Here is a 23188-nt window from a genome sequence, read left to right as displayed (position 1 = left end):
CGATCGGCTTTCAGCAAAAACCGTTACGCCGCGCGGGATGTGCCGCGCGGCGCTGCTGCATTCTTTCAGAAATCCCAGTCTTCGTCTTCGGTCGCAACCGCTTTACCGATCACATAGGAAGAGCCAGAGCCGGAAAAGAAGTCGTGATTTTCGCTGTCCGGCGAAAGCGCCGCAAGGATGGCGGGGTTCACATCGCAGGCAGCCGGAGGGAACAGCGCCTCATAGCCAAGGTTCTGCAAAGCTTTGTTGGCGTTGTAGTGCAGGAAAGCCTTAACATCCTCGGTGAGACCAAGACCGTCATAAAGCTCGGCAGAGTATTTTGCCTCGATGTCATAAAGCTCGAACATCAGGGAAAAGGCATAATCCTTCAACTCGGCGCGGCGTGCTTCGGTTTCGCGCTCCAGCGCGCGCTGGAACTTGTAGCCCACATAATAACCATGCACCGCCTCGTCGCGGATGATCAGGCGGATCAGATCGGCGGTATTCGTCAGGCGGCCCCGGCTGGACCAATACATCGGCAGGTAAAAGCCCGAATAGAACAGGAAGCTTTCCAAAAACACCGACGCAATCTTGCGCTTCAACGGGTCGGCCCCGACGGCATAATCGTTCAGGATCGCGCGTGCCTTGGCTTGCAGATGCGGGTTGTCCTCGGACCAGCGGAAGGCCTCGTCCACCTCTTTGGTCGAACACAGGGTCGAAAAGATCGACGAATAGCTGCGCGCGTGCACCGCTTCCATGAAGGCGATGTTCGTCAGCACCGCCTCTTCATGCGGGGTCTGCGCATCGGGCATGAGCGCAGGCGCGCCCACCGTGTTCTGGATGGTGTCGAGCAGGGTCAGCCCGGTGAACACCCGGATCGTCAGCTCACGCTCTTGCGGGCGCAGCATGGCCCAGCTTTGCACGTCATTCGACAGCGGCACCTTCTCGGGCAGCCAGAAGTTCACCGTCAGACGGTTCCAGACTTCCAGATCCTTGTCATCCTGCAAACGGTTCCAGTTGATGGCACGCGGCACGGCAACCGGGGTGATCATGTCTTTCATTTTCTGTCCTCAAATATCCCACTGAGGTCCGGGGGGCGCCCCCCCGGCGGTTGCCGACCTTACAGCGTGCAGGACACGCAGCCCTGCACTTCGGTCCCTTCCAGCGCGGTCTGACGCAGGCGGATGTAGTAGATAGTCTTGATGCCCTTCTTCCACGCATAGATCTGCGCGCGGTTGATGTCGCGGGTGGTGGCCTCGGCCGGGAAGAACAGCGTCAGGCTCAGCCCCTGATCCACATGCTCGGTCGCGGCCGCATAGGTATCGATGATCGCTTCTGGCCCTATCTCATAGGCATCGCGGTAGTATTCCAGATTGTCATTCGTCATGAAGGCTGCCGGGTAATACACACGGCCGATCTTGCCTTCCTTGCGGATCTCGATCTTGGACACGATCGGATGGATCGAGCTTGTGGAGTTGTTGATATAGCTGATCGACCCGGTCGGCGGCACCGCCTGCAAGTTGCGGTTATACAACCCGTGCGCCATCACATCGGCGCGCAGCTGCGCCCAATCCGTGCGGCTGGGCAAAGTGATGCCGTCAAACACCCGCACCACATCAGGCAGCGTCGGCAGCCAGTCGCGGTTGGTGTATTTGTCGAAAAAGCTGCCATCCGCATAGCGCGAGGTGGCGAAATCCTTGAAGGTCTCGCCCTTTTCCTGCGCCAAAAGGCACGAGGCCCGCAGCGCGTGATAGGCCACGGCGGCGAAATAGACGGACGTGAACTCCACCCCTTCGGCGCTGCCGTAATGGATGCGCTCACGCGCCAGAAACCCGTGCAGGTTCATCTGGCCAAGCCCCACGGCATGCGCCTCGTCATTACCGCGCCGGATCGAGGGAACGGAGTCGATCGCCGACATTTCCGACACTGCCGTCAGCGCCCGGATCGCGTTTTCCACCGTCGCCCCGAAATCCGGGCCATCCATCGTGGCCGCAATGTTCAGCGACCCAAGATTGCACGAAATATCGGTCCCCATCTGCGCATAGCTCAGATCGTCGTTGAACGCGCTTGGCGCATTCACCTGCAGGATCTCGGAACACAGGTTCGACATGCTGATCCGCCCCGCAATCGGGTTGGCACGGTTCACCGTGTCTTCGAACATGATATAGGGATAGCCGGATTCGAACTGGATCTCGGCGATGGTCTGGAAGAATTCCCGCGCGTTGATCTTGCGCTTCTTGATGCGCTTGTCATCCACCATCTCGGCATATTTCTCGCTGACCGAGATTTCCGAGAAGGGCACGCCGTAAACCCGCTCCACGTCATGCGGCGAGAACAGATACATGTCCTGATTTTTCTTCGCCAACTCAAAGGTGATATCCGGAATCACCACGCCAAGCGACAGCGTCTTGATGCGGATCTTTTCATCCGCATTCTCGCGCTTTGTATCAAGGAAACGCAGGATATCGGGGTGATGCGCGTTCAGATACACCGCCCCCGCCCCTTGGCGCGCGCCCAGTTGGTTGGCATAGGAAAAGCTGTCTTCCAACAGCTTCATCACCGGGATCACCCCCGAAGACTGGTTCTCGATCCCTTTGATCGGGGCGCCAGCCTCGCGGATATTGGTCAGCATCAAGGCCACGCCGCCGCCCCGCTTGGACAGTTGCAGCGACGAATTGATCGCCCGGCCAATGGACTCCATGTTGTCTTCGATGCGCAGCAAGAAGCACGAAATCAGCTCGCCCCGCTGCGCCTTGCCCGCGTTTAAGAAGGTGGGGGTGGCCGGCTGGAACCGGCCCGACAACATCTCCTGCATGAAGCGAAGCGCCAGCGCCTCGTCTCCACGCGCAAGCGTCAGCGCCACCATCACCACGCGGTCCTCATAGCGCTCCAGATAACGCTGCCCGTCGCGGGTCTTCAGGGTGTAGCTGGTGTAATACTTGAACGCGCCCAGAAAAGTGGGGAAACGGAACTTGGCCGCATAGGCCGCATCCCAGATCTGGCGGTGGAAGTTGCGCGAATACTGGTCAAGCACGGCGGCTTCATAATAGCCCTCGGCCACCAGATAGCCCAGTTTTTCATCCAGCGAATGAAAGAACACCGTGTTCTGGTTGACGTGCTGGAGGAAATACTGCCGCGCGGCCATGCGGTCGGCCTCAAACCGGATGCGCCCCTGATCATCATACAGGTTCAGCATGGCATTCAACGCATGGTAATCCAGCGCAGGTTTCACGGCGTCAAGCATTCAGTCCCCCAGAAGCGGTCTAGCCCCGCGCGCACGCGGAAAATATCGGTTTCGGTCCCCGCCAGTTCAAAACTGTACAGCACGGGCACGTTGCATTTGGCGGCGATCACCCGCCCGGCAAGGGCAAAAGTTTCGCCAAAGTTACGATTTCCCGCCGCGATGACACCCCGGATCAGGGCGCGTCGGGCGGGATCATTCAGAAAGGCGATCACCTGTTTGGGCACCGCGCCCTTGCCGGTTCCATCCGCATAGGTCGGGCAGATCAACACAAACGGCTGGCAGGGCTGGGGCATCGGGTCGGCGGGCCGGATCGGGATGCGCGCGGCGGGCAATCCCAGCGCCGCCACAAAGCGAGCCGTATTGCCCGAACCGGACGAAAAATAGACCAGCCCGGCCATGGTGTCAGGCCAGTTGGCCGATCATGTCAGGGCGAAAACCAGCCCAGTGAGCGTTTCCGGCCACCACGACAGGCGCTTGGCGATAGCCCATCGACATCACTTTCTCCATCGCCTCGGCATCTTCGGTCAGGTCGACGACGCTGTAGGCAATCCCCTTGGCATCCAGAGCACGGGTGGTGGCCGTGCACTGCACGCAGGCGGGTTTGGAGTAAACTGTGATGGTCATGCCCTATTTCCTTTGGCGAAGTGTCTTGCGGAAACAGGCACGCGCTTGGACAAGGAAAACCCGGCCCGAACACGTCCCCATGCCCGCCGCATGGTTTCGGTCGTCTCGTGCCATGGCAGGTTTCCTGGCTCGCGCATCAGGGCTTGGCTGGCCTTCCCAAGGGTTACCCCAAAGTGGCATGTCAGCCTTGCTCATCGCTTACAGTTGCGGGGGCAGCACCGGATTTGGAGCAGCTTCCGCACCGGTTTCCCTTTTCATCCCGAGTCGCCCCGGATCACCATGACGCTACCAATTGACCGATTTGCCCGATCACTGTCAATATGTGGTATGCGCTTGACATTCATTCTGCGGCAAGCGCAGCCGCAGCAGAGGGGACATAGTTCAGGATGGGGGCCAGCCAGCGTTCTGCCTCGGCTAGATCCATGCCCTTGCGGCGGGCATAATCGGCCACCTGATCGCGTTCAACCTTGGCCACCCCAAAGTAATACGCGTCCGGGTGACCAATATAAAGCCCCGAAACGGACGAACCGGGCCACATCGCCATGCTTTCTGTCAAGCTTACGCCAGTGGCGGCCTCGGCCCCCAAAAGATCAAAAAGCGTGCGCTTCTCTGTGTGATCCGGCTGGGCCGGATAGCCCGGCGCAGGCCGGATGCCCCGGTAAGGTTCGCCCACCAGCTCATCGGGGGCAAAGTTCTCATCCGGCGCATAGCCCCACAATCTGCGCCGCACACGTTGATGCAGCATCTCGGCCATGGCTTCGGCAAAGCGGTCGGCAAGCGCCTTGACCAGAATGGCCGCGTAATTGTCATTGGCGCGGTCGAAGCGGGCAGCGATCTCCGCCTCTTCGGGACCTGCCGTCACCACAAAGCCCCCCACATAATCGGGCACGGTGCCTTTGGGGGCCACGAAGTCAGCCAAGGCCACATTCGGGCGACCTTCGCGCTTGGCATGCTGCTGACGCAAGGTGTGTAGCGTGGCCAGCGGCACCTGCCGCGTTTCATCGGTGAACAGGTGAATATCCTCGCCTTCCGCATGCGCGGGCCAGAAGCCCACCACCGCGCGCGGCCCGAACCAGCGCTCCTCGATGATGCGCGCCAGCATCGCCTGTGCGTCGGCAAACAGGGTGCGCGCGGCCTCGCCTTGCTTGGGGTCGTCCAGAATCTTCGGGTAGCTGCCCTTCAATTCCCATGTCTGGAAAAAGGGGGTCCAGTCGATGAAGCGCGCGATTTCCGCCAGATCCCAATCGTCGATCACCTGCACACCCAGCCGCTCGGGCGCGGGCACGGCGTAACTTTTCCAGTCCAGTTGCAGCGCATTCGCCCGCGCCTGTGCAAGCGGCAGCCGCTCCTTGGCGCGCTCGTTGCGCGCGTGCCGCTCGGCCACGTCGCGATACTCCGCCTCCAAGGCTTGAACAAAGGGCGCCTTCTGCGTGGGGTTCAAAAGCTGGCTGACCACCCCCACCGCGCGGCTGGCGTCCAGCACATGCACCGCAGGTCCGGCGTAGCGCGGCGCGATCTTCACCGCCGTATGCACCTTTGACGTGGTGGCGCCCCCGATCAGCAAGGGCAGGGTGAACCCCTCACGCTGCATTTCAGACGCCAGATGCACCATCTCGTCCAAGCTTGGTGTGATCAGACCCGACAGGCCGATCACATCCACCTGTTCCTCGCGCGCGACCTGCAAGATTTTCTGCGGCGGCACCATCACGCCCAGATCAATGATCTCGTAATTGTTGCAGGCCAGCACGACGCCCACGATGTTCTTGCCAATGTCATGCACATCGCCCTTGACCGTGGCCATCAGCACCTTGCCCGCCGTCTGACGGCCCGCGCCGCCACTCGCCTGCTTTTCCGCATCCATATAGGGCAGCAACACCGCCACCGCTTGCTTCATCACGCGGGCCGATTTCACCACCTGCGGCAGGAACATCTTGCCCGCGCCAAACAGATCACCCACCACATTCATCCCCGCCATCAGCGGGCCTTCGATCACATGCAGCGGGCGCTCCACCATCTGGCGGGCGGCTTCGGTGTCTTCCTCGATGAACTCGGTGATCCCATTCACCAAGGCATGTTCCAGCCGCTTTTCCACCGGCCAGTCGCGCCAAGCCAGATCGCGCAGCTTTTCTTCGCGGGCGCCGCCCTTGAACCGGTCTGCCATCTCCAGCAACCGATCGGTGGCATCCGCGCGGCGATTGAGCACCACATCTTCGCAGGCGTCGCGCAGCGCGGGATCGATCTGATCATAGACTGCCAGTTGGCCAGCATTGACGATTCCCATGTCCATGCCTGCCTGAATGGCATGGTAGAGAAAGACCGCATGCATCGCCTCACGCACCGGCTCATTGCCGCGAAAGCTGAAAGACAGATTGGAAACACCGCCTGACACATGGGCATGCGGCAGGTTTGCCCTGATCCAGCGCGTCGCCTCAAGAAAATCGACGCCATAGTTGTTATGCTCTTCAATGCCAGTGGCCACGGCAAAGATATTGGGATCAAAGATGATGTCTTCCGGGGGGAAGCCCACCTCCTCCACCAGAATGCGATAGGCACGGGCGCAGATCTCGGTCTTGCGGGCAAAGGTATCGGCTTGCCCGGCCTCGTCAAAGGCCATCACAACCACCGCCGCGCCATAGGCCAAGCACAGACCCGCATGGTGCCGGAACGCCGCCTCGCCTTCCTTCAGGCTGATCGAGTTCACCACCGGCTTGCCCTGCACGCATTTCAAGCCAGCCTCGATCACCTCCCATTTGGAACTGTCAATCATCACCGGCACGCGGGCAATATCGGGCTCGGCCGCCAGCAGGTTCAGGAACTCCACCATCGCGGATCTGGAGTCGATCAGCCCTTCATCCATGTTGATATCGATGATCTGGGCGCCATTCTCGACCTGATCACGGGCCACCTCTAGGGCCGCCGCGTAATCACGGTTCACGATCAATTTGCGAAACCGGGCCGAGCCAGTCACGTTCGTGCGCTCACCGATGTTCACGAACGGAATATCCGGGGTGAGGGTGAAGGGCTCCAGTCCGGAAAGGCGGAGATAACGTGTCATGTCAGGCTCCTTGGCGTGTGGCCCGCCACAGCCTCGGCAATGGCGCGGATATGGTCGGGGGTGGTGCCGCAACAGCCGCCCACCACATTCACCAGTCCCTCGCGCGCGAACTCCGCGATCTGGGCAGCGGTGGCATCCGGGCCTTCGTCATACCGCCCAAAGGCATTCGGCAAGCCGGCGTTCGGATAGGCGCAGATGAAGGTGTTGGCGACACCGGCAAGCTCTGCCAAGTGCGGTCGCATCGCCGAGGCCCCGAGTGCGCAGTTCAGCCCGACGGTAAAAGGCCGCGCATGGGCGACCGAATGCCAAAACGCCGTGGGCGTCTGCCCGGAAAGGGTGCGGCCCGACGCATCGGTGATGGTGCCCGAAATCATCAAGGGCAACCGCTGTCCCGTTTCGGCAAACACCTCGAAACACGCAAAAATCGCGGCCTTGGCGTTCAACGTGTCAAAGACTGTCTCGATCAGGATCAGATCGGCCCCTCCTGCGATCAACCCGCGCGCCTGTTGGCCGTAGGCGATCCGCAGATCATCAAAGGTCACCGCCCGATAGCCCGGATCATTCACATCTGGGCTGAGGCTGGCGGTGCGGTTGGTGGGGCCGATGGCCCCCGCCACAAAGCGCGGGCGGCCATCAATTGCTGTCGCCCGGTCCAAGGCGCGGCGCACGATCCGTGCGCCTTCCGCGTTCAGGTCATGAACCGCAGCCTCCATGCCATAATCGGCCTGCGCGACGGTGGTTGCCGAAAAAGTGTTCGTCTCGACAATATCGGCGCCAGCCATCGCATAGGTGAAGTGAATGTCTTCGATGGCCTTGGGCTGCGTCAGGATCAGCAGATCGTTGTTGCCCTTCTGCGGATGCTCGGAATGGTGACGGCAGGTGTGACCCGAACCCTGACCGACGTAATCTTCTTCTGACAGACCAAGGTCTTGAATCTGCGTCCCCATGGCACCGTCGAGGATCAGGATACGTTCCCGGGCAAGGGCTGTCAGAGTGTCGAGATGGCGGCAGGTGTCGGGCATGAGCATTGTGCTTCCGTTAAGGGAACGGAGGCACTACACCACATCTGATCATGATAGAAATTCATAATTCTAAAGAAGATTATGAATGCTTCGCAATTGGCGCGCACTTTGCTCGCCCAAAGCACGCAGTCCGCACTGCGTCAGCGCAATTCCAGCAGCCCGCCATCGACCGGAATGATCTGCCCTGTCATCCAGGACGAGCGTTCCGTTGCAAGGAACAGGACTACTTCGGCAATTTCTTCAGGAGTTCCCCACCGGGAAATCGGGTAGCGCCCGATGACCTGTGCCAGCAAGGTCTGGAACGCGTCTTCGTCAACCGCGCGCGCTCGGAACTGCGACTCTGACAAGGGTGTGCGCACCGCGCCGGGCGCCACCGCGTTCACCCGCACCCCGCGGGCCGCGAAATCTGCGGCCAGTTGGCGCGTCAGTGCCACGACTGCCCCCTTGGCCGCCGAATAGGCCGCCACGCCCTTCATGCCCGACAAGCCCACGGTGGACGCCGTGAACACCAATGTGCCTCCCTGCACCAGCAGATGCGGCAGCACCGCCCGCGCCGTGAGAAAGGCGCCGGTCGCATTGATGTGCAGCGCGCGGTTCCAATCATCAAGCGAAAGGGAAAGGATGTCCCCTTCGATCATGGCGCCTGCATTCGCAACACAGGTATCGATGCGCCCCGTCCAGTCCAACGCCTGCGCCACCATGGCACTCACAGCCGCCTCATCGGTAATGTCAGCGCCAACCGCGCGGGTAGGATATCCGGCCTTTGCCAGCTGCGCGGCGGTTTCTTCGGCCGCGGGCTGGTTCAGATCGGCACACAAGACCGCCAGACCATCAAAAGCAAGCCGTGCCGCGACGGCGCGCCCGATACCGGACCCCGCACCGGTGACAATCGCCGTGCGCATCATGCCGGGTCCGGCGCGAAAATCTGAGGATACATCGAACGCAAAGCGTCCTCATCCATGTCCATTTTGAACGCATGCCTGTCTTTCAACGTCAGGGCGCGCTGCGCCGCAGGTCGCGCGTCCAGTTCGGCCATCAAACGCGAAAGGTGCGGAAACTCATCCATCGCCTGATCGCCCAGCATGGCGGGAATACGCGGCGCCCAGCCCCAGATCGCCATATCGAGGATCGTATACCGCTCCCCCATCATATAGCGCCCCTTGGCCAAACGCTCATCGATGATGCGCCAGTGACGGCGCGCCTCGAACGTATAGCGCTTGCGCGCATAAGGGTGGTCGCCGGGGGCGAAATTGCGGAAGTGAACGGCTTGCCCCGAAAACGGCCCCACCCCCGACGCAATGAACATGAGCCACGACAGCAGCGCACCACGGGCCGCAGGAGTGTTGTCGGGCAGAAACTCCCCGGTCTTTTCTGCAAGGTACAAGAGGATGGCGTTGCTGTCGAACACGACCACGTCGCCATCCTCAAGCGCCGGGACCTTGGCGTTGGGATTGATGGCAAGATAGGCTGGCTCATGCTGCTGACCGCGCTTGGTGTCCACGGCGATACCTTCGTAGGGCAAGCCAGACTCCTCAAGGAACAGGGCAACTTTCAAAGGGTTCGGCGCGGCGTTGTAGTAGAACTTGAGCATGCGGATGTCCTTCTGCGCGGGCAGGCGCCCGTTGGCCTCACAGTGTTTCGGTGCGGTTTTGCCAGACCCAATCGGCAACTTCCGCATGGGTCGCAAACCAGATCGGACCGCGGCTGCGTGCATGCGCGATCAGCTGATCCAAGATCCAGATGCGCGAGCGATAGCCGATGACGAAAGGATGCATCACCAGCTGGAAGAGCCCGCCTTCATCGAAAGACGCGTCGAACTCGCGACGGAAGATATCGAAAACGGCTTCCGGTGGCGTCCAAGGGCGGGTGGCGGGGTCGCGGTTGAACAGCAGGTAAACCGCATCATCGCGCACCCATTCCACCGGAACCTCGACCACGCCCGTCGGCCTGCCATTGGCGACCAGTTCATAGCACTCGTCATCGGCCATCATGCTGCTGTCATAGGCAAAGCCCAATTCTGCCACCAACTCGATGGTATGCGGGCTCAGATCCCATTGCGCGGCGCGATGCCCCACCGGGCGCTGGCCTGTCAGTTGCTCCAGCGTGTCGCGCGCCCGCAACATCAGCTCGCGCTCGGTGGCGCGGTCAAGGCGCGACGTGTTTTCATGCAACCAGCCATGCACCCCAATCTCATGCCCGGCATCTGTGATCGGGCGCATGGCAGCAGGCTCGATCAAGGCGGCAACCGCAGGGGTGAAGAAGGTTGCGCGCACATCGTGCCGATGCAGCACGTCCAGAACCCGCGGCACGCCCGTGCGCCGTCCGAATTCGCCCCACGCCAGCCGCCCGATCGCAGAACGCCCCTGCCCCAGTTCAAACGTCTCGTGATCGGCGTCGAAGGACAGGGCAACGGCACTGCGCGCGCCATTGGGCCAGACCTTGGGTTTCAGCGGTCGCCCGGCACGCACACGATCAACCAAAGCCCGCCAGTCAGACTCGGGTGTTTCCCAGACACGATCCGGGTTCATCTGGCGGGCGCCGAACCAAAGGTGCAACTTGGATCAATCGAGGGCATGTTCACCTACAGGTTCGGGGCGTTCGCGTGAAGAACATAAGTTTTCTTGGCGCACAGGAATGCTACAAAGTCACGCCACCCCGTGTCTAGCATTTTCGCACTAAAGTTCGCACAACGCCCAAAATCACCTCACGCGCTTAACTCTGCCACCAGCGCATCCGTGGTGACTTGGCGGCAATACCCCCGGATCGCCGACAGCGAAGCCGCCTGTCGCGCCTCACCAAAGGTGGCACAGGCATCGGTGACTTGGGTCACTAGATAGCCAAGATCGCACGCATCCCGAATCGCGCTTTCCACACATTGATCCGTCAGCACCCCCGAGATGATCAGTTGCTGAACACCGAGATTGCGAAGGATGTAATCAATGTGGGTCGAGACAAAGACGCTGGACGATGATTTCGGCAGGACAATCTCATCCCCTTGCGGCGCGATGGCGTCCAGCACCTTTCCATCCCAAGATCCTTTTGGCACGTTGAAGCCACTGATCTTGTAGTCCAAGCTGCGGTCGCGCCCGTCCAGCGTCAGGCTTTCGATGGTCGTATACAAAACCTCGAGTCCGGCCTCACGCGCGGCCTTTTGCAGGCGCTGCATGCGCGGAATCACCTCTGATTGCAGATGAGCGAGAAACGAGTCGCGTTTGGCGGCCCGTTCAGCGGGCGGCATCATTGCCCACTCGCCACCATCAGGGTGACACGAAAAGTTCTGCACATCGATGAAAAGAAGCGCTGCGCGGGCCGGGACGATGGGAATATCCCGCGATGTGGTGGACAGAAACAATGATGACATGATGATCCTCGGAAGCCAGAGAGGACGCCAATGGCGCCACCTATCCGCACATCTGTTCACGATGCGAAGACGCTGAGCAAGTGAGATAAATAGGGGTAACGCCCTCCCAGCCCTGTCGCCCTACGTCTCGGAACCGTGACACCCTCAAAAATATGGCCAAATCCGCACTCCAAAGCATGGCGGCGAAAAATGACCACGGGCGGTCGAAAAATTTCGTTGAAAAATTGCAGGGGGGCGATGATAGTTCAATGAATCAATAACGCACGGCAGTGCGCAATGCGAACAAGGAGGCTTCCATGACCAGCGACCTTATTCTGCGCCAGATGGCATCCCGCAACCCGCTGCGCACGCCGATGCAGCATTCCGTCACCCGCCGCAAATTCATGCAAGGGCTGGGTGCTGGCGTCGCGGCCGCTGGCCTGCCGCGCATGGCAGCGGCCCAATCGCGGCCGCTCTCTCTGCTGACATGGGACGCCTATGCCGATCCGCGCCTGCTGGCGCTGTGGAAAGAGCAGACAGGCGGCGACATTCGCTATGAGATCCATATTTCCGACCCGAGTTCGGTAAACCGCCTGCGCGCCGGCGAAACCTCGGTCTGGGATTTCATCAACGTCAACAACCCTTGGGCGCGCGGTGAAATGTGGCCTGCCGGACTGATCCGCGAGCTGCCCCGTGACCGCTTTGAACCGCTTTATGCGCAGATGAAGCCAAAGTTTGCAGCGCCCTACCCATGGGCCATGAGCGAGGATGGCAACCATCTTCTGGGCGTGGTGCAACGCTATGAAACCTTTGATTTCGTTGTCAATTCCGATGTGATCTCGCCGGAGCTGGCCAAGGATGAAGGCTGGGATCTGTTCAACAACCCGGATTTCGCAGGCCGCTACGGGATTTTGGCCTATGAAGACTGGAACGTGATGGACATCTGCATGGGCGCAGGGGTTCACCCGTTCAAGGTCAAGACCGACGAAGAAGTGGCGCGGTTCGAGGAGACCGCCAAGCGCTGGATTCAGAACGCAAAGCTGATCACAACCGATTTCGTTCAGTTGAATCTGGCCATCCTGAATGGTGAGATAGACCTGTATTTCACGGGCGGCACCTATACCACCGCCGCCGCGCGCCTAGAGGGGGTGAGCAATCTCTATGCCATCACGCCGAATTCGGGCCCGGCGGATGGAAAAGGCGGGATCAACTGGATCGAGATCAACTCGGCCGTCAACAATCCCGATCCCTTGGATGCGGCGTTCGATTTCCTTGAGTTCATCACCACCCCGGACGCCGCAGAGATTGTGGCGCGCGGCAATGGCAACTTCCAGCCGGTGGCCCAGATGGCAAACCCCGATCTGATGGCGCGCTTCTCGACAGAGGAACTGGCCGCCATCCAATGGGACGAGTTTGACGAGCGTATCGCGAATGCTGTCGAATTCGACATCGTTCCGGACTACGACCGCCTGTATGACATCTATTCCGCAGCAATGCGCGCACGGGGCTAAGGTATGGCGCATTCCCCGGCGGCCCTCTCGCTGACGGGTCTGACCAAACGTTTCGGCAAGACGACCGCAGTCAACGATATCTCGATCGACATTCGGGAAGGTGAGTTCTTCACGATTGTCGGGCCATCTGGCAGCGGGAAGTCGTCTTTGGTGCGATTGCTGGCGGGGCTGGATGCCCCGTCGGCAGGCCGCCTGACCCTGCGCGGGCAGGACATCACCGAGACACCGGCCAATCGGCGCCCAACCGCTATGGTCTTTCAATCCTTGGCGCTGTTCGACCACCGCACGGTTGGACAGAACATTGAATTTGCTATGAAGATGAAAGGCGTGGCCCCGGAAGCGCGCCGCGCACGGGCGCTTGAACTGCTGCGGCTTGTGCGCCTGCCCGAGGATTATTACCCCCGACCGGTGACCCAATGCTCTGGCGGTGAGCGTCAGCGTGTGGCCCTCGCCCGCGCCTTGGGCTCTGACCCCGAGATTTTGTTCTTCGACGAACCGCTTTCGGCGATTGATTACCGTCTGCGCAAGACGCTGGAGGTGGAGCTGAAGGAATTGCATCAGCGCACCGGCAAAACCTTTATCTACATCACCCACAGCCTTGAAGAGGCCATGGTGATGTCTGACCGGATCGCCATCATGCGCGCAGGACAGTTCGAGCAGATCGGAACACCGGAAGAGATTTATCGCCGTCCGATGAACCGCTTTGTGGCCAGCTTCATGGGGGAGGTGAACATCCTGACCGTGCAGCAACAGGGCGGTGCTACGGTCTTTGCCGATCTGGAGCTGCCCGCACCCGATGCAAAAGGCACCTTTGCCGTGCTGCGGCCCGAGGCCCTGTCTTGCGACGCGGAGGGGACATTCTGCTTTGACGCGCACATCGTCCAGAAACTGATGCTGGGCTCCCGCACTCAATTCCACCTGCGCGCCGGGACAGCCACCCTGATCGCCGAAGTTGCGGCAGGTCACGGCACCACGCTTCGGATCGGGGACACTGCCCGCTTCAGCTTTGACCCAACCGATATTGTCTGGGTCAATTCCTGATGCGTCGCAATCCCGGCCTTTGGTATGCGATGCCCTTGATCTTGATGATGCTGCTGTTCTTTGCGGCACCTTTGGTCATCGTGGGATGGTATAGCCTGATGCCGCCCCGCAGCTTTGCGCTGACCGCCGATCTTGGGCTGCAGAATTACCGCAGCGCCTTTACCGAAGGGTATGGGCGCCCCCTGATGTGGTCGATCATCGGCGCCGCCTTGACAACGCTTGTCACAGCCTTGCTGGCGTGGCCGACGGCGAAGATCTTGCATCATCATGCAGGTCGATGGGCAAGCCTTGTGACCGCCTTGATCGCTTTGCCGATCTTCATTTCCGAAAGCGTGCGCCTGTTCGGTCTTTCCGTGTTCCTGATGCCGGGAGGCGGAATCCTTGCGGGCACTTTGAACGCTGTGTTCGACGTGCAGATCGGGACCATCTTGAACACACGCTTGGCCGCTTTGGTCGGGATGATCTACATTCACTTTCCCTTCATGCTGTTTCCCATGCTGCTCGGAGTTGCCATGATTCCCGCCGACCGCATCGAGGCAGCCCGAGATTTGGGCGCAAACCGCTGGGCTGTGTTGCGTGAGGTGGAATTGCCGCTGGCGGCGCCGGGCCTTTTGGTTGGCGGCTTACTGACCTTCGTGCTGTGCCTTGGCGCCAATGCCGAAGCCGCTATTCTGGGCGGGCGGGCCGTAACGGTTATCACAGCCGCCATCGAGCAACGCTTCAACTATGCGCAAGACTGGCCGATGGGCGCCGCCTTGACGGTTCTTGTGATCCTTGTGACGGCCGCGCTGGTGTTTCCCGCGCTGCGCCGGATCGACCTTGGCAGGATCATCCGGCGATGAAGGCGCAAGGCAACACGGTTTGGCTGAAGGCGGTGTGGATCGGCACCATCCTGACAGCGCTTTATCTGCCGATCGTCTCTGTCGTGCTCGCGTCTTTGGCCAACACGCGGTACATGCGTTTTCCCCATAAAACCTGGACATTGGATGCCTACCGCGCCGCGGCAGCGGATTACACGACGGTCACCTTGCATGTGATTTCGTTGCAGATTGCCGTCTCGGTGGTTGTCTTGTCGGTGCTTCTGGGGACCATCGGGGCAATGGCCTATGCGCGTTATGATTGGCGTGGCCGAAGTCTGTTCCAGAAGATCCTGATCCTGCCGATCTTTTTCCCGCAACCGGTGCTGGGCTTGGCGCTGCTGCTTTCGATGTCTGCGCTGGGGATCGCGCCAAGCTGGAAAACGGCGGTGGTGGCACATGCCGTCTGGATTGTGCCAATCGTCACGCTGGTGATCTCGATCCGGATGTTCGGCTATGATGTGGCGCAGGAAGAGGCCGCATTCGATTTGGGCGCATCACGCTGGCAGGTGGCGCGCGAGGTCACGTTGCCCGCTTTGTGGCCAGGACTCTTTTCCGGCGCGCTGTTTGCGTTCCTGCTGTCTTGGTCCAACCTTCCCTTGTCGGTCTACACCAGCGGTGCCGATACGCCGCTCCCGCTCTGGCTGTTTTCGCGCACCGCCACGAACTATTCGCCCCTTGTGCCCGCCATCGCCGTGATCGGCACATTCGTCTCCGGCCTGATTGTCTTGGCTCTGCTGGGCATTCGACGCGCCCTGTTTTGGCCATCCGCTAAATAAACAACTGTGCGTAAATCGCACAAATGAAACTCGACAAATCAAGGAGGAAGCCCCGATGGACGCGGATCTTGCGCTCAGACATCTGGTAGACCGAGAGGCCATCGCAGCCGTGATCCGCGCCTATTGCTATCACTTCGACCGCAATGAACCAGATGCGCTTGTCGCTCTTTTCGCCCCAGAGGCCGTGGTGGATTACGGGCCTGAAGCCGCCCTGCTCACTGGAACAGAGGCGATCCGAGCCGCGGTGGCGACGGGCCTCGAACGCACTTTCGCCGCCACAAGCCACCATGTGTCAAACATCGAAATCCGCTTTAATTCAGCCGATACCGCCAGCAGCATCAGCTATCTCTATGCGTGGCACCGTTATCACTCCGGCGCGCCGGATGGCGAACTCTGGGCGCAATATCATCATGAATTTGCACGCGTGCCGGAAGGATGGAAGATCACGCGGCTGACCTTGAAAGCTGCGGGGATGAAGGATTTTCACCGGAGCAGGATGCATCCCATCGGCCGTCGCTGACGCGTGCGATCCGCGCACCCGAGCATATGGGGCGACCACGTGCAAATTGTTCTATATGCGAACAAAAGAAACTATTGCGCACAAATGAATTCTGGTGAACAAATCTAGAGACAGGTTTTGAGGCGCGGCGATGCGTCGCAAATCCGACCAGATCCCCGGCCCTAGCGGCCACGGAACAAGGAGCGCGCCCTTGCGAAGCATCGTCTCGGCCATCGACACAGTTAACGCTGTCGTGACAGTCGTGGTCGGCCTTCTGCTGATGGTGGTCACCGTCGCGGTGTTCGGTCAGGTCACGGTCCGTTTCCTGCTGACCGCTCTCGGCCTTAACATCAGCGCCCCGTGGACAGAGGAACTGGCCCGCTATGCGTTGATCTGGATGGTGTTCTTGGGCGCCGGAGTGGGTGTGCGACACGCCCAGATGATTGCCTTGGAATTCGGCGTGCGCAAGCTGCCGCCCCGCTTGGGCATCCCTCTGCGCTATCTTTCGATCCTGCTTTGCATGGGCTTTTTCGCCTTGATGGTCTGGGTTGGACTCTCCTTTGTCGACCTCGGCCGCACAGAAACCAGCCCGGTTCTGGGACTCACCAAGAATTACGTCTATTGGGCCATGCCGTTTGGGGCGGCCCTCATGATCCTCAACTCGGTGGCGCTGATAATCGACACCCACCTGAACGGCCGCGACATCCGTTACGCCGCCGATGACGCCCCGGAGATTTGACCGATGGTTTCCTTGATCCTGATCCTGCTGGGTCTTTTTGCCATCAGCGTGCCGATTGCCTTGGCACTGGGGATGGCATCGCTGCCCTATCTGATCGAACGTGGGATTCCCCTGATCGCCGTGCCGCAGGTGGTCTTTGAATCGCTGGACAGTTTCACGCTGATGGCGCTGCCGCTTTACGTGCTGGCAGGGCGTCTGATGCAATTCGGGGGCATCGCAGAGCGCTTGGTCGATCTGGCCAAGGCGCTGCTCAGCTGGGTGCGGGGCGGGCTTGCGGCGGCCGTCGTGCTGACGTCGATGCTCTTTGCGACGATCTCCGGGTCATCTGCCGCTACGGCGGCGGCCGTGGGCTCGATGCTGATCCCCGAGATGGAAAAACAAAAGTATCCGCGCCCCTTCAGCGCAGCCACCACAGCGGCTTCGGGCGAGTTGGGCGTCATCATCCCGCCCTCTGTGGCGATGATCATCTACGGCGTCACCACAGGGGTCTCGATCACCGAAATGTTCATCGCGGGCTTCTTGCCCGGCCTGATGATCGGCTTGTCGCTGATCGCCACCGTGATCGTGATCTCGACGATCAAAGGCTATGGCGAGCGCGAAGCCTTTGTTCTTGGTCCCTACGCCCGCCGGGTGTGGGCGGCAACGGTGCGGGCCTCTTTGTCGCTGTTCCTGCCGGTGATCATTCTGGGCGGCATTTTCGGCGGGATCTTCACCGCGACCGAGGCTGCTGTGGTTGCCGTGGTTTACGCGATGTTCCTGAGTGTGGTGGTCTATCGTGAGATCAAGCTCAGCGACATGCCGCGCATTTTCGCCGGGGCCGCCGTCACCTCGGCAGTCGTGATGATCATCGTGGCCTTCGCCGCCATGTTCGGATTTGCCCTGCACCTGATGCGCGCGCCGCAACTGATCGGCGGCTTGCTGAGCACCCTGACCGACAACCCCCTGATCTTTCTGTTGCTGGTCAACGTGTTTTTGATCGGTGTGGGGATGTTCATGGAAACCTTCGCCGCCATCATCATTCTTGGCCCGATCTTGGCACCCATTGCCGCCAGCTACGGCATCCATCCTGTGCACTTTGGCATGATCATGATCGTCAATCTCGCGGTGGGCATGGTGACACCGCCGGTGGGCGTCAATCTCTTCATCGCCTGCGGCATTGCCAAAATCTCGATGGAACAACTGATGCGACCGCTGGCGATCTTTCTGGCGGTGCTGTTCGGCAACCTGATGGTGATCACCTACGTCCCCAGCATTTCGCTGGCCCTGCTTCGATAATGCCCAAGAAAACCAGTCCACAGGAGGAACTTTAGATGAATGCTTTCAAGACACTGATTGCCACAGCCGCCAGCACCGTAATGCTGGCGGGCACGGCAGCGGCCCAGACCTACAACATGACACTCGCCCATGTGCTGAGCGACCAGAGCCCCTATCAGGTGATCCTGAACCATTTTTCCGAGTTGATGGAAGAACGTTCGGGCGGGCGCATCACAGTGGAAATCCAGTGCTGCGCGCAAGCTGGCAACGAAACACGCGCCATTCAGTCGATCCGCACCGGCATCCTGACCGGCGGTTTCATCGGCGGCTCGACGCTTGAAACAGTGGTGCCCGCCTACCGCGTCCTGTCTTTGCCTTACCTGTTCGACAACAAGGCACAGGCCTATGAAGTGCTGCAAAGCGACATGGGCCGCGAGATGATGGATCTGCTGGGTGAGTATGACATGTATGGCTTGGGCTTCGGCTCCAGCTATGAACGCAGCGTTGCATCGCGCAATCCGGTTCGGATCGAAACCGTCGACGATCTGGCGGGCGTGAAGATCCGCGTGCTGCCGACCCCGGGTTTTGTCGAGGCCTATAATGCCTTCGGCACGCAACCCACCCCGATGGCCTATGGCGAGCTGTTCATGGCCCTTCAGAACAATGTGGTCGACGCCATCGAAATCTCGCCCGATGCGCTGGTGGCCGATAAGTTCCACGAAACGGTCAACAGCTACACGATGCTGACCGTGCACCAGTCGACCACCGTTTTCCTGTTGTCCAAATCCTTCTGGGAGTCGCTGCCCGATGATCTGAAGGAAATCGTGCAAACCGCCGCCACCGAGTCGATCGCCGTTGGGATTGCGGCGCATGATAAACTGGCAGCCGACGGAATTGAAACCGCGCGTGCCGCCGGGGTGGAGATCATCGAGCCTGATCTGGCGCCCTTTATGGAAAAGGCCAAGGCTTCTTGGGACGTGATCCTGAAAGACCAGCCAGAGGCGCAGGCCTATCTGGAGCGTATTCAGGCCGCGCTGGGTCGCTGATCCAAGGAAGAAGGCCCGGCGCGTCCGGGCCTTTGCCACGGGCAGGGTGAAGGCCCTGCCCGACACAAAGGAGAGGCCGTTGATGACACAGCGCGGACACTTTCTGTTTCTGGGACATCAGGATCTGAGCGGCATCCTGCGTGGCAGGTCGGTTCCCGCTGCCCGCATCGACGAGGCCATGGCCAACGGGCTGCCGTGGGTGCCCGCAAACATCACGATCGGCGCATTAAACGGGTTGCCACCTGACAATGGCTTTGGCCCCATGGGCGAGATCCGCTTTATCCCCGACGCCACCGCCCGCCTGACACTGGGCGGCCACGCCGACGGACCTGCATTTGATCTGGTCCTGTGTGATGCCCGGCAAATGGACGGCCGCGATTGGTCTTGCTGTCCACGCACCGCATTGAAGTCGGCCGTCCGCGATTTGCACGCGGCAACTGGCCTTACAATGAAGGTCGCTTTTGAGCACGAGTTCACCGTGCACGGACTGAACCAACCCAATCACATCGCCTTTTCGCTGTCCGCAGGCCGCGTGGTCGCGCCCTTGGGCCAGCGTGTGCTAGACGTGGTGGAACGCGCAGGCTTCACGCTGGAACAGTTTCAGGCAGAATATGGCCAGTCGCAGTTCGAGATCAGCTCTGTTCCGGCAGATCCGCTGACCGCCGCCGACCGCACTGTTCTGACGCTGGAAACCATCCGTGACACAGCGCGCAGCTTGGGGCTGCGGGCCAGTTTCCTGCCCAAGCCAGCTTTGGATGATGTGGGCAATGGTGTTCACATTCACTTCTCGCTTTGGGAGAAGGACAAGAATGTAACCGCACAGATGGATTGGCTGACGGAACGGTCTGCACCCTTTGTCGCCGGGCTTGTCGCCCATGCAGAGAGCCTTCTTCCGCTGACGATTGCATCTGCCAATTCTTATGCACGCATCAAACCCCATGCCTGGGTGGGCGCTTATACCTGCGTCGGGACTCGCAACCGTGAGGCGATGATTCGGTTGGTGCCCCGCGCAGCGGCTGCCGATGGTGCCAATCCGAACGCATCCTTGGAATATCGTGTGACGGACGCCACCGCGAATGTGTATCTTGCCCTTACCGCGATCATCCGCGCCGGGCTTGCTGGCATTGCTGGAAAGCACCCGGCACCACCGAATGTTCAGCAGGACCCGGACAGCTTCTCTCCGGACGAGCGGCGCGCGCTGGGCATCCGCGCTTTGCCCGCCACGCTGGAGTCAGCCCTCACACCGCAAGCACAGGCCGATGCGTCGCGATGGCTCGGCCCCGACTTGGCGGCGGCTTATTTCAGCTGCCGCCGAAATGACGTCGTAGAGGCCGCCCCCCACACGTTTGACGCGCTCGCAAGCAAACTGTCACTGGTCTACTGACCCCACGATCTGCCGGGCCACAAGGCTCACCGTTATTCGCGAACTTATGTTCAAATATTTGTTTACAGGCGCCCCAAGCTGGCCTAGCCTGTAAAGAACTTTTGTGCGCAATGCGAACTTTTGCCAGGAAAAGAGCAAGAGACCGTGGCGCGGAATGCGACCCCAACACATCATCAACACGGAGGATCTGAAGTGAAACGACTTGGCTTTGCCATCGCGGCAACCCTTGCGTTCAGCAGCGCACATGCGGCGCTGGCGCAAGAGGTGCTGACCATCGGCGTCCGCTCGGAGGCAGCCACGCTGGACCCGCACTGGACCCAGCTTTCTGCCGACCTGCAACTGCAGGAGCACATCTTCGAACATCTGGTCGATCTTGACAGCGCGTCACAGCCTTCGCCGGGACTGGCCGTCTCTTGGGCACCGATCAATGACACCACATGGGAATTCAAGCTGCGTCAGGGGGTCACGTGGCATGACGGCGAGGCTTTCACCGCCGACGATGTCATCTACTCTTTCGATCGCCTGAAAGCAGGGATTGAAGGCGCGACCGCGAGCCCGGCCTTCCAGTTGGCGAAAGGCGGCAAATCCTGGACCAAGGTGGACGATCACACCATCCAGATCACCACGGAAGGCCCCTATCCCACCATGGCGGAAGATCTGGCCATGATCCCAATCGTGGCCGAGCATGTGGTGCCGGGGAAGACTCCTTCGGTCGATTTCAACTCGGGCGCAGCAGCCATTGGTACGGGCCCCTTCGTCTACAAGGAATTCAGCCCGGGCAACCGCATCGTTGTGGCCAAGAACCCCAACTGGTGGGGCGGCGATCCGGGCTGGGATGAAGTGGTGTTCCGCCCGGTTGGCGAAGACAGCGCACGTCTGGCCGCTTTGCTGAACGGCGATGTCGATGTGATCGATTACCCTCCGACCGTCGATCTGCCACAGCTCGAAGCGGATGACCGTTTCCGCGTTTCATCCATCGCGTCAGACCGGCTCATCTATATGATGCCGTCTTACCGCCACACCGAGCCTTACATCACCGCGAATGACGGCAGCGCGATGCCAAACCCGTTGCGTGACTGGCGGGTGCGCAAGGCCCTGTCGCTGGCCATCAACCGTGAGGCCATCCGCGACCGGATCATGGGCGGCGCCAGCCAGCCAACGCGCAACATCGTTCCGCCGGGCTTCTTCGGCTATGTCGAGGATCTGCAACCGGATGCCTATGATCCCGAGGCTGCCAAGGCGCTCCTGACCGAAGCTGGCTATGGAGACGGCTTCCGGATGACGATCCACGGGCCGAACGACCGCTATATCAACGATGCGCGCATCGTCGAGGCGGTGGCGCAATTCTGGACCCAAATCGGCATCACCACCGAAGTGGACACCATGCCGCGGGCTGTCTTCTTTTCGGATCTGATCCGCGGTGGCGCCGACAGCTTCCCCGGCTTTGACAGCCCGAAGTTTTCGATGTCCCTGACCGGCTGGGGCACGGTTGCTGGCGAGGCCACTTACAGTGTCTCTGGCATTCTTGAAACCTACAATGCCGCCACGGGTGGTGGAAACGGCAACTTTGGCCGCTATTCCAACCCTTCTGTCGACGCGAAATCGGTGCTGGCCAAGCAGACCATCGACCGCACGGCCCGCCTTGCCCTGCTGCAGGATGCGACCCGCTGGGCGATGGACGACTATGCGCTGATCCCGCTGCACTTCCAAGTCAACAAATGGGCGATGAAATCCAATCTGGAACATTCCCCGCGCACCAACGAGCGCACTTTGGCGACTGAAATCAAGCGCGTTGACTGACGCCTGAACAAGACGAGGCAGAGAGTTTAAATCATGGCGGAATTCATCCTCCGGCGCATCCTGCAGGCCATGCTGGTCTTGTTTGTGATGACCGTTCTGGTGTTCTTTGGCATCCATGTGATCGGGAATCCCGTCGATCTCTTTGCCTCGTCGGAATGCACGAAAGCCTGTCTGGACGAGATCATGGTCAACCTTGGCCTTGATCGGCCAGTCTGGCAGCAATACCTGATTTTCCTCGGCAACCTTGCCGAGGGGGATCTGGGCCGTTCCTTCACCCATGGCGTGCCCGCGATGAGCCTGATCTGGGAACGCTTCCCGGCCACGCTGGAACTGGCCGTGGCTGCCTTGGTGCTGGCGCTGGTCATCGGTCTGCCGCTGGGTTTCTACGCGGGGTTGCGGCCCGACAGCTGGATTTCAAAAGCCATCATGGGCCTGTCGATGATCGGCTTTTCGGTGCCGATCTTCTGGATCGGCCTGATCATGATCCTGACCTTCTCGGTCAAACTCGGCTGGCTTCCCGCCATTGGCCGCGGCGATCTGGTCACCGTCTTTGGGGTGCGGGTCAGCTTCCTGACGCTGGACGGCCTGCGCCATCTGGCGATGCCTGCCTTCACGCTTTCGCTGCTGATGATGTCGATGGTCATCCGCCTGACCCGCGCAGGCCTGCGCGAGGTAATGACGTCGGATTACATCCGCTTCGCCCGCGCGAATGGTGTGCCGGAATATCGCGTTCTGGGCTGGCATGCGATGAAGAACCTGCTGATCCCGATCGTCACCGTGCTCGGGATGGAATTCGGCGGTGTCATTGCCTTTGCCGTGGTGACGGAATCCATCTTTTCTTGGCCCGGCGTCGGCAAGATGCTGATCGACGCGATCAGCGTGCTCGACCGCCCGCTCATCGTCGCTTACCTGATCTTCGTGGTCACGATGTTCGTGCTGCTCAATCTGGTGATCGACATCCTGTATTCGCTGCTTGACCCGCGCGTGCGCCTTGGCGCCGGAGCGGCCTGAGGG

The 23188-nt window shown here is 60.4% G+C and carries 21 protein-coding genes and 1 riboswitch; of the genes, 11 read left to right on the top strand and 10 right to left on the bottom strand.

Annotated features, from left to right (window positions below):
- Positions 1-65 precede the first annotated feature (65 nt).
- The 10 genes from nrdF to CUR21_RS14080 all read right to left on the bottom strand — a co-directional run bounded on the left by nrdF (position 66) and on the right by CUR21_RS14080 (position 11285).
- Positions 66-1040 carry a class 1b ribonucleoside-diphosphate reductase subunit beta gene (nrdF, locus tag CUR21_RS14125; RefSeq protein ID WP_100197703.1) on the bottom strand — a complete coding sequence of 325 codons (975 nt, stop codon included), beginning with the start codon at positions 1038-1040 and terminating at the stop codon, positions 66-68.
- Positions 1041-1099: 59 nt separating this feature from the next.
- The gene (gene nrdE, locus CUR21_RS14120; protein ID WP_100197702.1) at positions 1100-3223 is read right to left on the bottom strand and encodes a class 1b ribonucleoside-diphosphate reductase subunit alpha; all 2124 of its coding nucleotides are present in this window, start codon (positions 3221-3223) and stop codon (positions 1100-1102) included.
- Positions 3208-3621, bottom strand: a complete 414-nt coding sequence (nrdI, locus tag CUR21_RS14115) for a class Ib ribonucleoside-diphosphate reductase assembly flavoprotein NrdI (RefSeq protein WP_100197701.1) — start codon at positions 3619-3621, stop codon at positions 3208-3210. Before nrdI ends, nrdE begins: the two co-directional genes overlap by 16 nt.
- Before the next feature lie 4 nt (positions 3622-3625).
- Positions 3626-3847, bottom strand: a complete 222-nt coding sequence (nrdH, locus tag CUR21_RS14110; RefSeq protein WP_100197700.1) for a glutaredoxin-like protein NrdH — start codon at positions 3845-3847, stop codon at positions 3626-3628.
- 96 nt (positions 3848-3943) lie between these two features.
- A riboswitch (cobalamin riboswitch) is annotated at positions 3944-4144 on the bottom strand.
- Positions 4145-4187: 43 nt separating this feature from the next.
- Positions 4188-6902 carry a methionine synthase gene (gene metH / locus CUR21_RS14105; protein ID WP_100197699.1) on the bottom strand — a complete coding sequence of 905 codons (2715 nt, stop codon included), beginning with the start codon at positions 6900-6902 and terminating at the stop codon, positions 4188-4190.
- The gene (locus CUR21_RS14100) at positions 6899-7930 is read right to left on the bottom strand and encodes a homocysteine S-methyltransferase family protein (RefSeq protein WP_100197698.1); all 1032 of its coding nucleotides are present in this window, start codon (positions 7928-7930) and stop codon (positions 6899-6901) included. Before CUR21_RS14100 ends, metH begins: the two co-directional genes overlap by 4 nt.
- A 134-nt stretch (positions 7931-8064) precedes the next feature.
- Entirely contained in the window at positions 8065-8829 is a 765-nt protein-coding gene (locus CUR21_RS14095; protein ID WP_100197697.1) for an SDR family NAD(P)-dependent oxidoreductase, read from the bottom strand.
- On the bottom strand, positions 8826-9515 hold the full coding sequence (locus CUR21_RS14090; protein ID WP_100197696.1) for a glutathione S-transferase family protein: 690 nt from the start codon (positions 9513-9515) through the stop codon (positions 8826-8828). The genes CUR21_RS14095 and CUR21_RS14090 overlap by 4 nt, the downstream gene beginning before the upstream one ends.
- A 37-nt stretch (positions 9516-9552) precedes the next feature.
- The gene (locus CUR21_RS14085) at positions 9553-10452 is read right to left on the bottom strand and encodes a polysaccharide deacetylase (RefSeq protein ID WP_100197695.1); all 900 of its coding nucleotides are present in this window, start codon (positions 10450-10452) and stop codon (positions 9553-9555) included.
- Between the two features lie 176 nt (positions 10453-10628).
- Positions 10629-11285, bottom strand: coding sequence for an isochorismatase family cysteine hydrolase (locus CUR21_RS14080; RefSeq protein ID WP_100197694.1), 657 nt, complete (start codon positions 11283-11285; stop codon positions 10629-10631).
- 296 nt (positions 11286-11581) lie between these two features.
- Here CUR21_RS14080 and CUR21_RS14075 point away from each other — a divergent pair, with 296 nt between their 5' ends.
- The 11 genes from CUR21_RS14075 (at position 11582) to CUR21_RS14025 (ending at position 23185) form a co-directional block, all read left to right on the top strand.
- Positions 11582-12775 (top strand): PotD/PotF family extracellular solute-binding protein, encoded by a 1194-nt coding sequence (locus CUR21_RS14075; RefSeq protein ID WP_100197693.1) that lies wholly within the window; start codon positions 11582-11584, stop codon positions 12773-12775.
- A gap of 3 nt (positions 12776-12778) precedes the next feature.
- Positions 12779-13816 (top strand): ABC transporter ATP-binding protein, encoded by a 1038-nt coding sequence (locus CUR21_RS14070; RefSeq protein WP_100197692.1) that lies wholly within the window; start codon positions 12779-12781, stop codon positions 13814-13816.
- Positions 13816-14658: an ABC transporter permease gene (locus tag CUR21_RS14065; protein WP_100197691.1), complete on the top strand. Its 843-nt coding sequence runs from the start codon at positions 13816-13818 to the stop codon at positions 14656-14658. The genes CUR21_RS14070 and CUR21_RS14065 overlap by 1 nt, the downstream gene beginning before the upstream one ends.
- Positions 14655-15452, top strand: a complete 798-nt coding sequence (locus tag CUR21_RS14060; protein ID WP_100197690.1) for an ABC transporter permease — start codon at positions 14655-14657, stop codon at positions 15450-15452. Before CUR21_RS14065 ends, CUR21_RS14060 begins: the two co-directional genes overlap by 4 nt.
- 55 nt (positions 15453-15507) lie before the next feature.
- Positions 15508-15972: a nuclear transport factor 2 family protein gene (locus tag CUR21_RS14055; protein WP_100197689.1), complete on the top strand. Its 465-nt coding sequence runs from the start codon at positions 15508-15510 to the stop codon at positions 15970-15972.
- 190 nt (positions 15973-16162) lie between these two features.
- Entirely contained in the window at positions 16163-16690 is a 528-nt protein-coding gene (locus CUR21_RS14050) for a TRAP transporter small permease (RefSeq protein WP_157792032.1), read from the top strand.
- Between the two features lie 3 nt (positions 16691-16693).
- The gene (locus CUR21_RS14045) at positions 16694-17965 is read left to right on the top strand and encodes a TRAP transporter large permease (RefSeq protein ID WP_100197687.1); all 1272 of its coding nucleotides are present in this window, start codon (positions 16694-16696) and stop codon (positions 17963-17965) included.
- Between the two features lie 35 nt (positions 17966-18000).
- Positions 18001-18990: a TRAP transporter substrate-binding protein gene (locus tag CUR21_RS14040; RefSeq protein WP_100197686.1), complete on the top strand. Its 990-nt coding sequence runs from the start codon at positions 18001-18003 to the stop codon at positions 18988-18990.
- Positions 18991-19072: 82 nt separating this feature from the next.
- On the top strand, positions 19073-20374 hold the full coding sequence (locus tag CUR21_RS14035) for a glutamine synthetase family protein (protein WP_100197685.1): 1302 nt from the start codon (positions 19073-19075) through the stop codon (positions 20372-20374).
- A gap of 192 nt (positions 20375-20566) precedes the next feature.
- Positions 20567-22174, top strand: a complete 1608-nt coding sequence (locus CUR21_RS14030; protein WP_157792031.1) for an ABC transporter substrate-binding protein — start codon at positions 20567-20569, stop codon at positions 22172-22174.
- Between the two features lie 33 nt (positions 22175-22207).
- Positions 22208-23185, top strand: coding sequence for an ABC transporter permease (locus tag CUR21_RS14025; RefSeq protein ID WP_100197683.1), 978 nt, complete (start codon positions 22208-22210; stop codon positions 23183-23185).
- The last annotated feature ends 3 nt before the right edge of the window (positions 23186-23188 follow it).

Source organism: Pseudorhodobacter sp. MZDSW-24AT, assembly GCF_002794355.1.
Taxonomy (GTDB): Bacteria; Pseudomonadota; Alphaproteobacteria; order Rhodobacterales; family Rhodobacteraceae; genus Pseudotabrizicola.
Note: the sequence above shows the minus strand (reverse complement) of the source record. Positions and strands in the feature narration are given on the sequence as shown.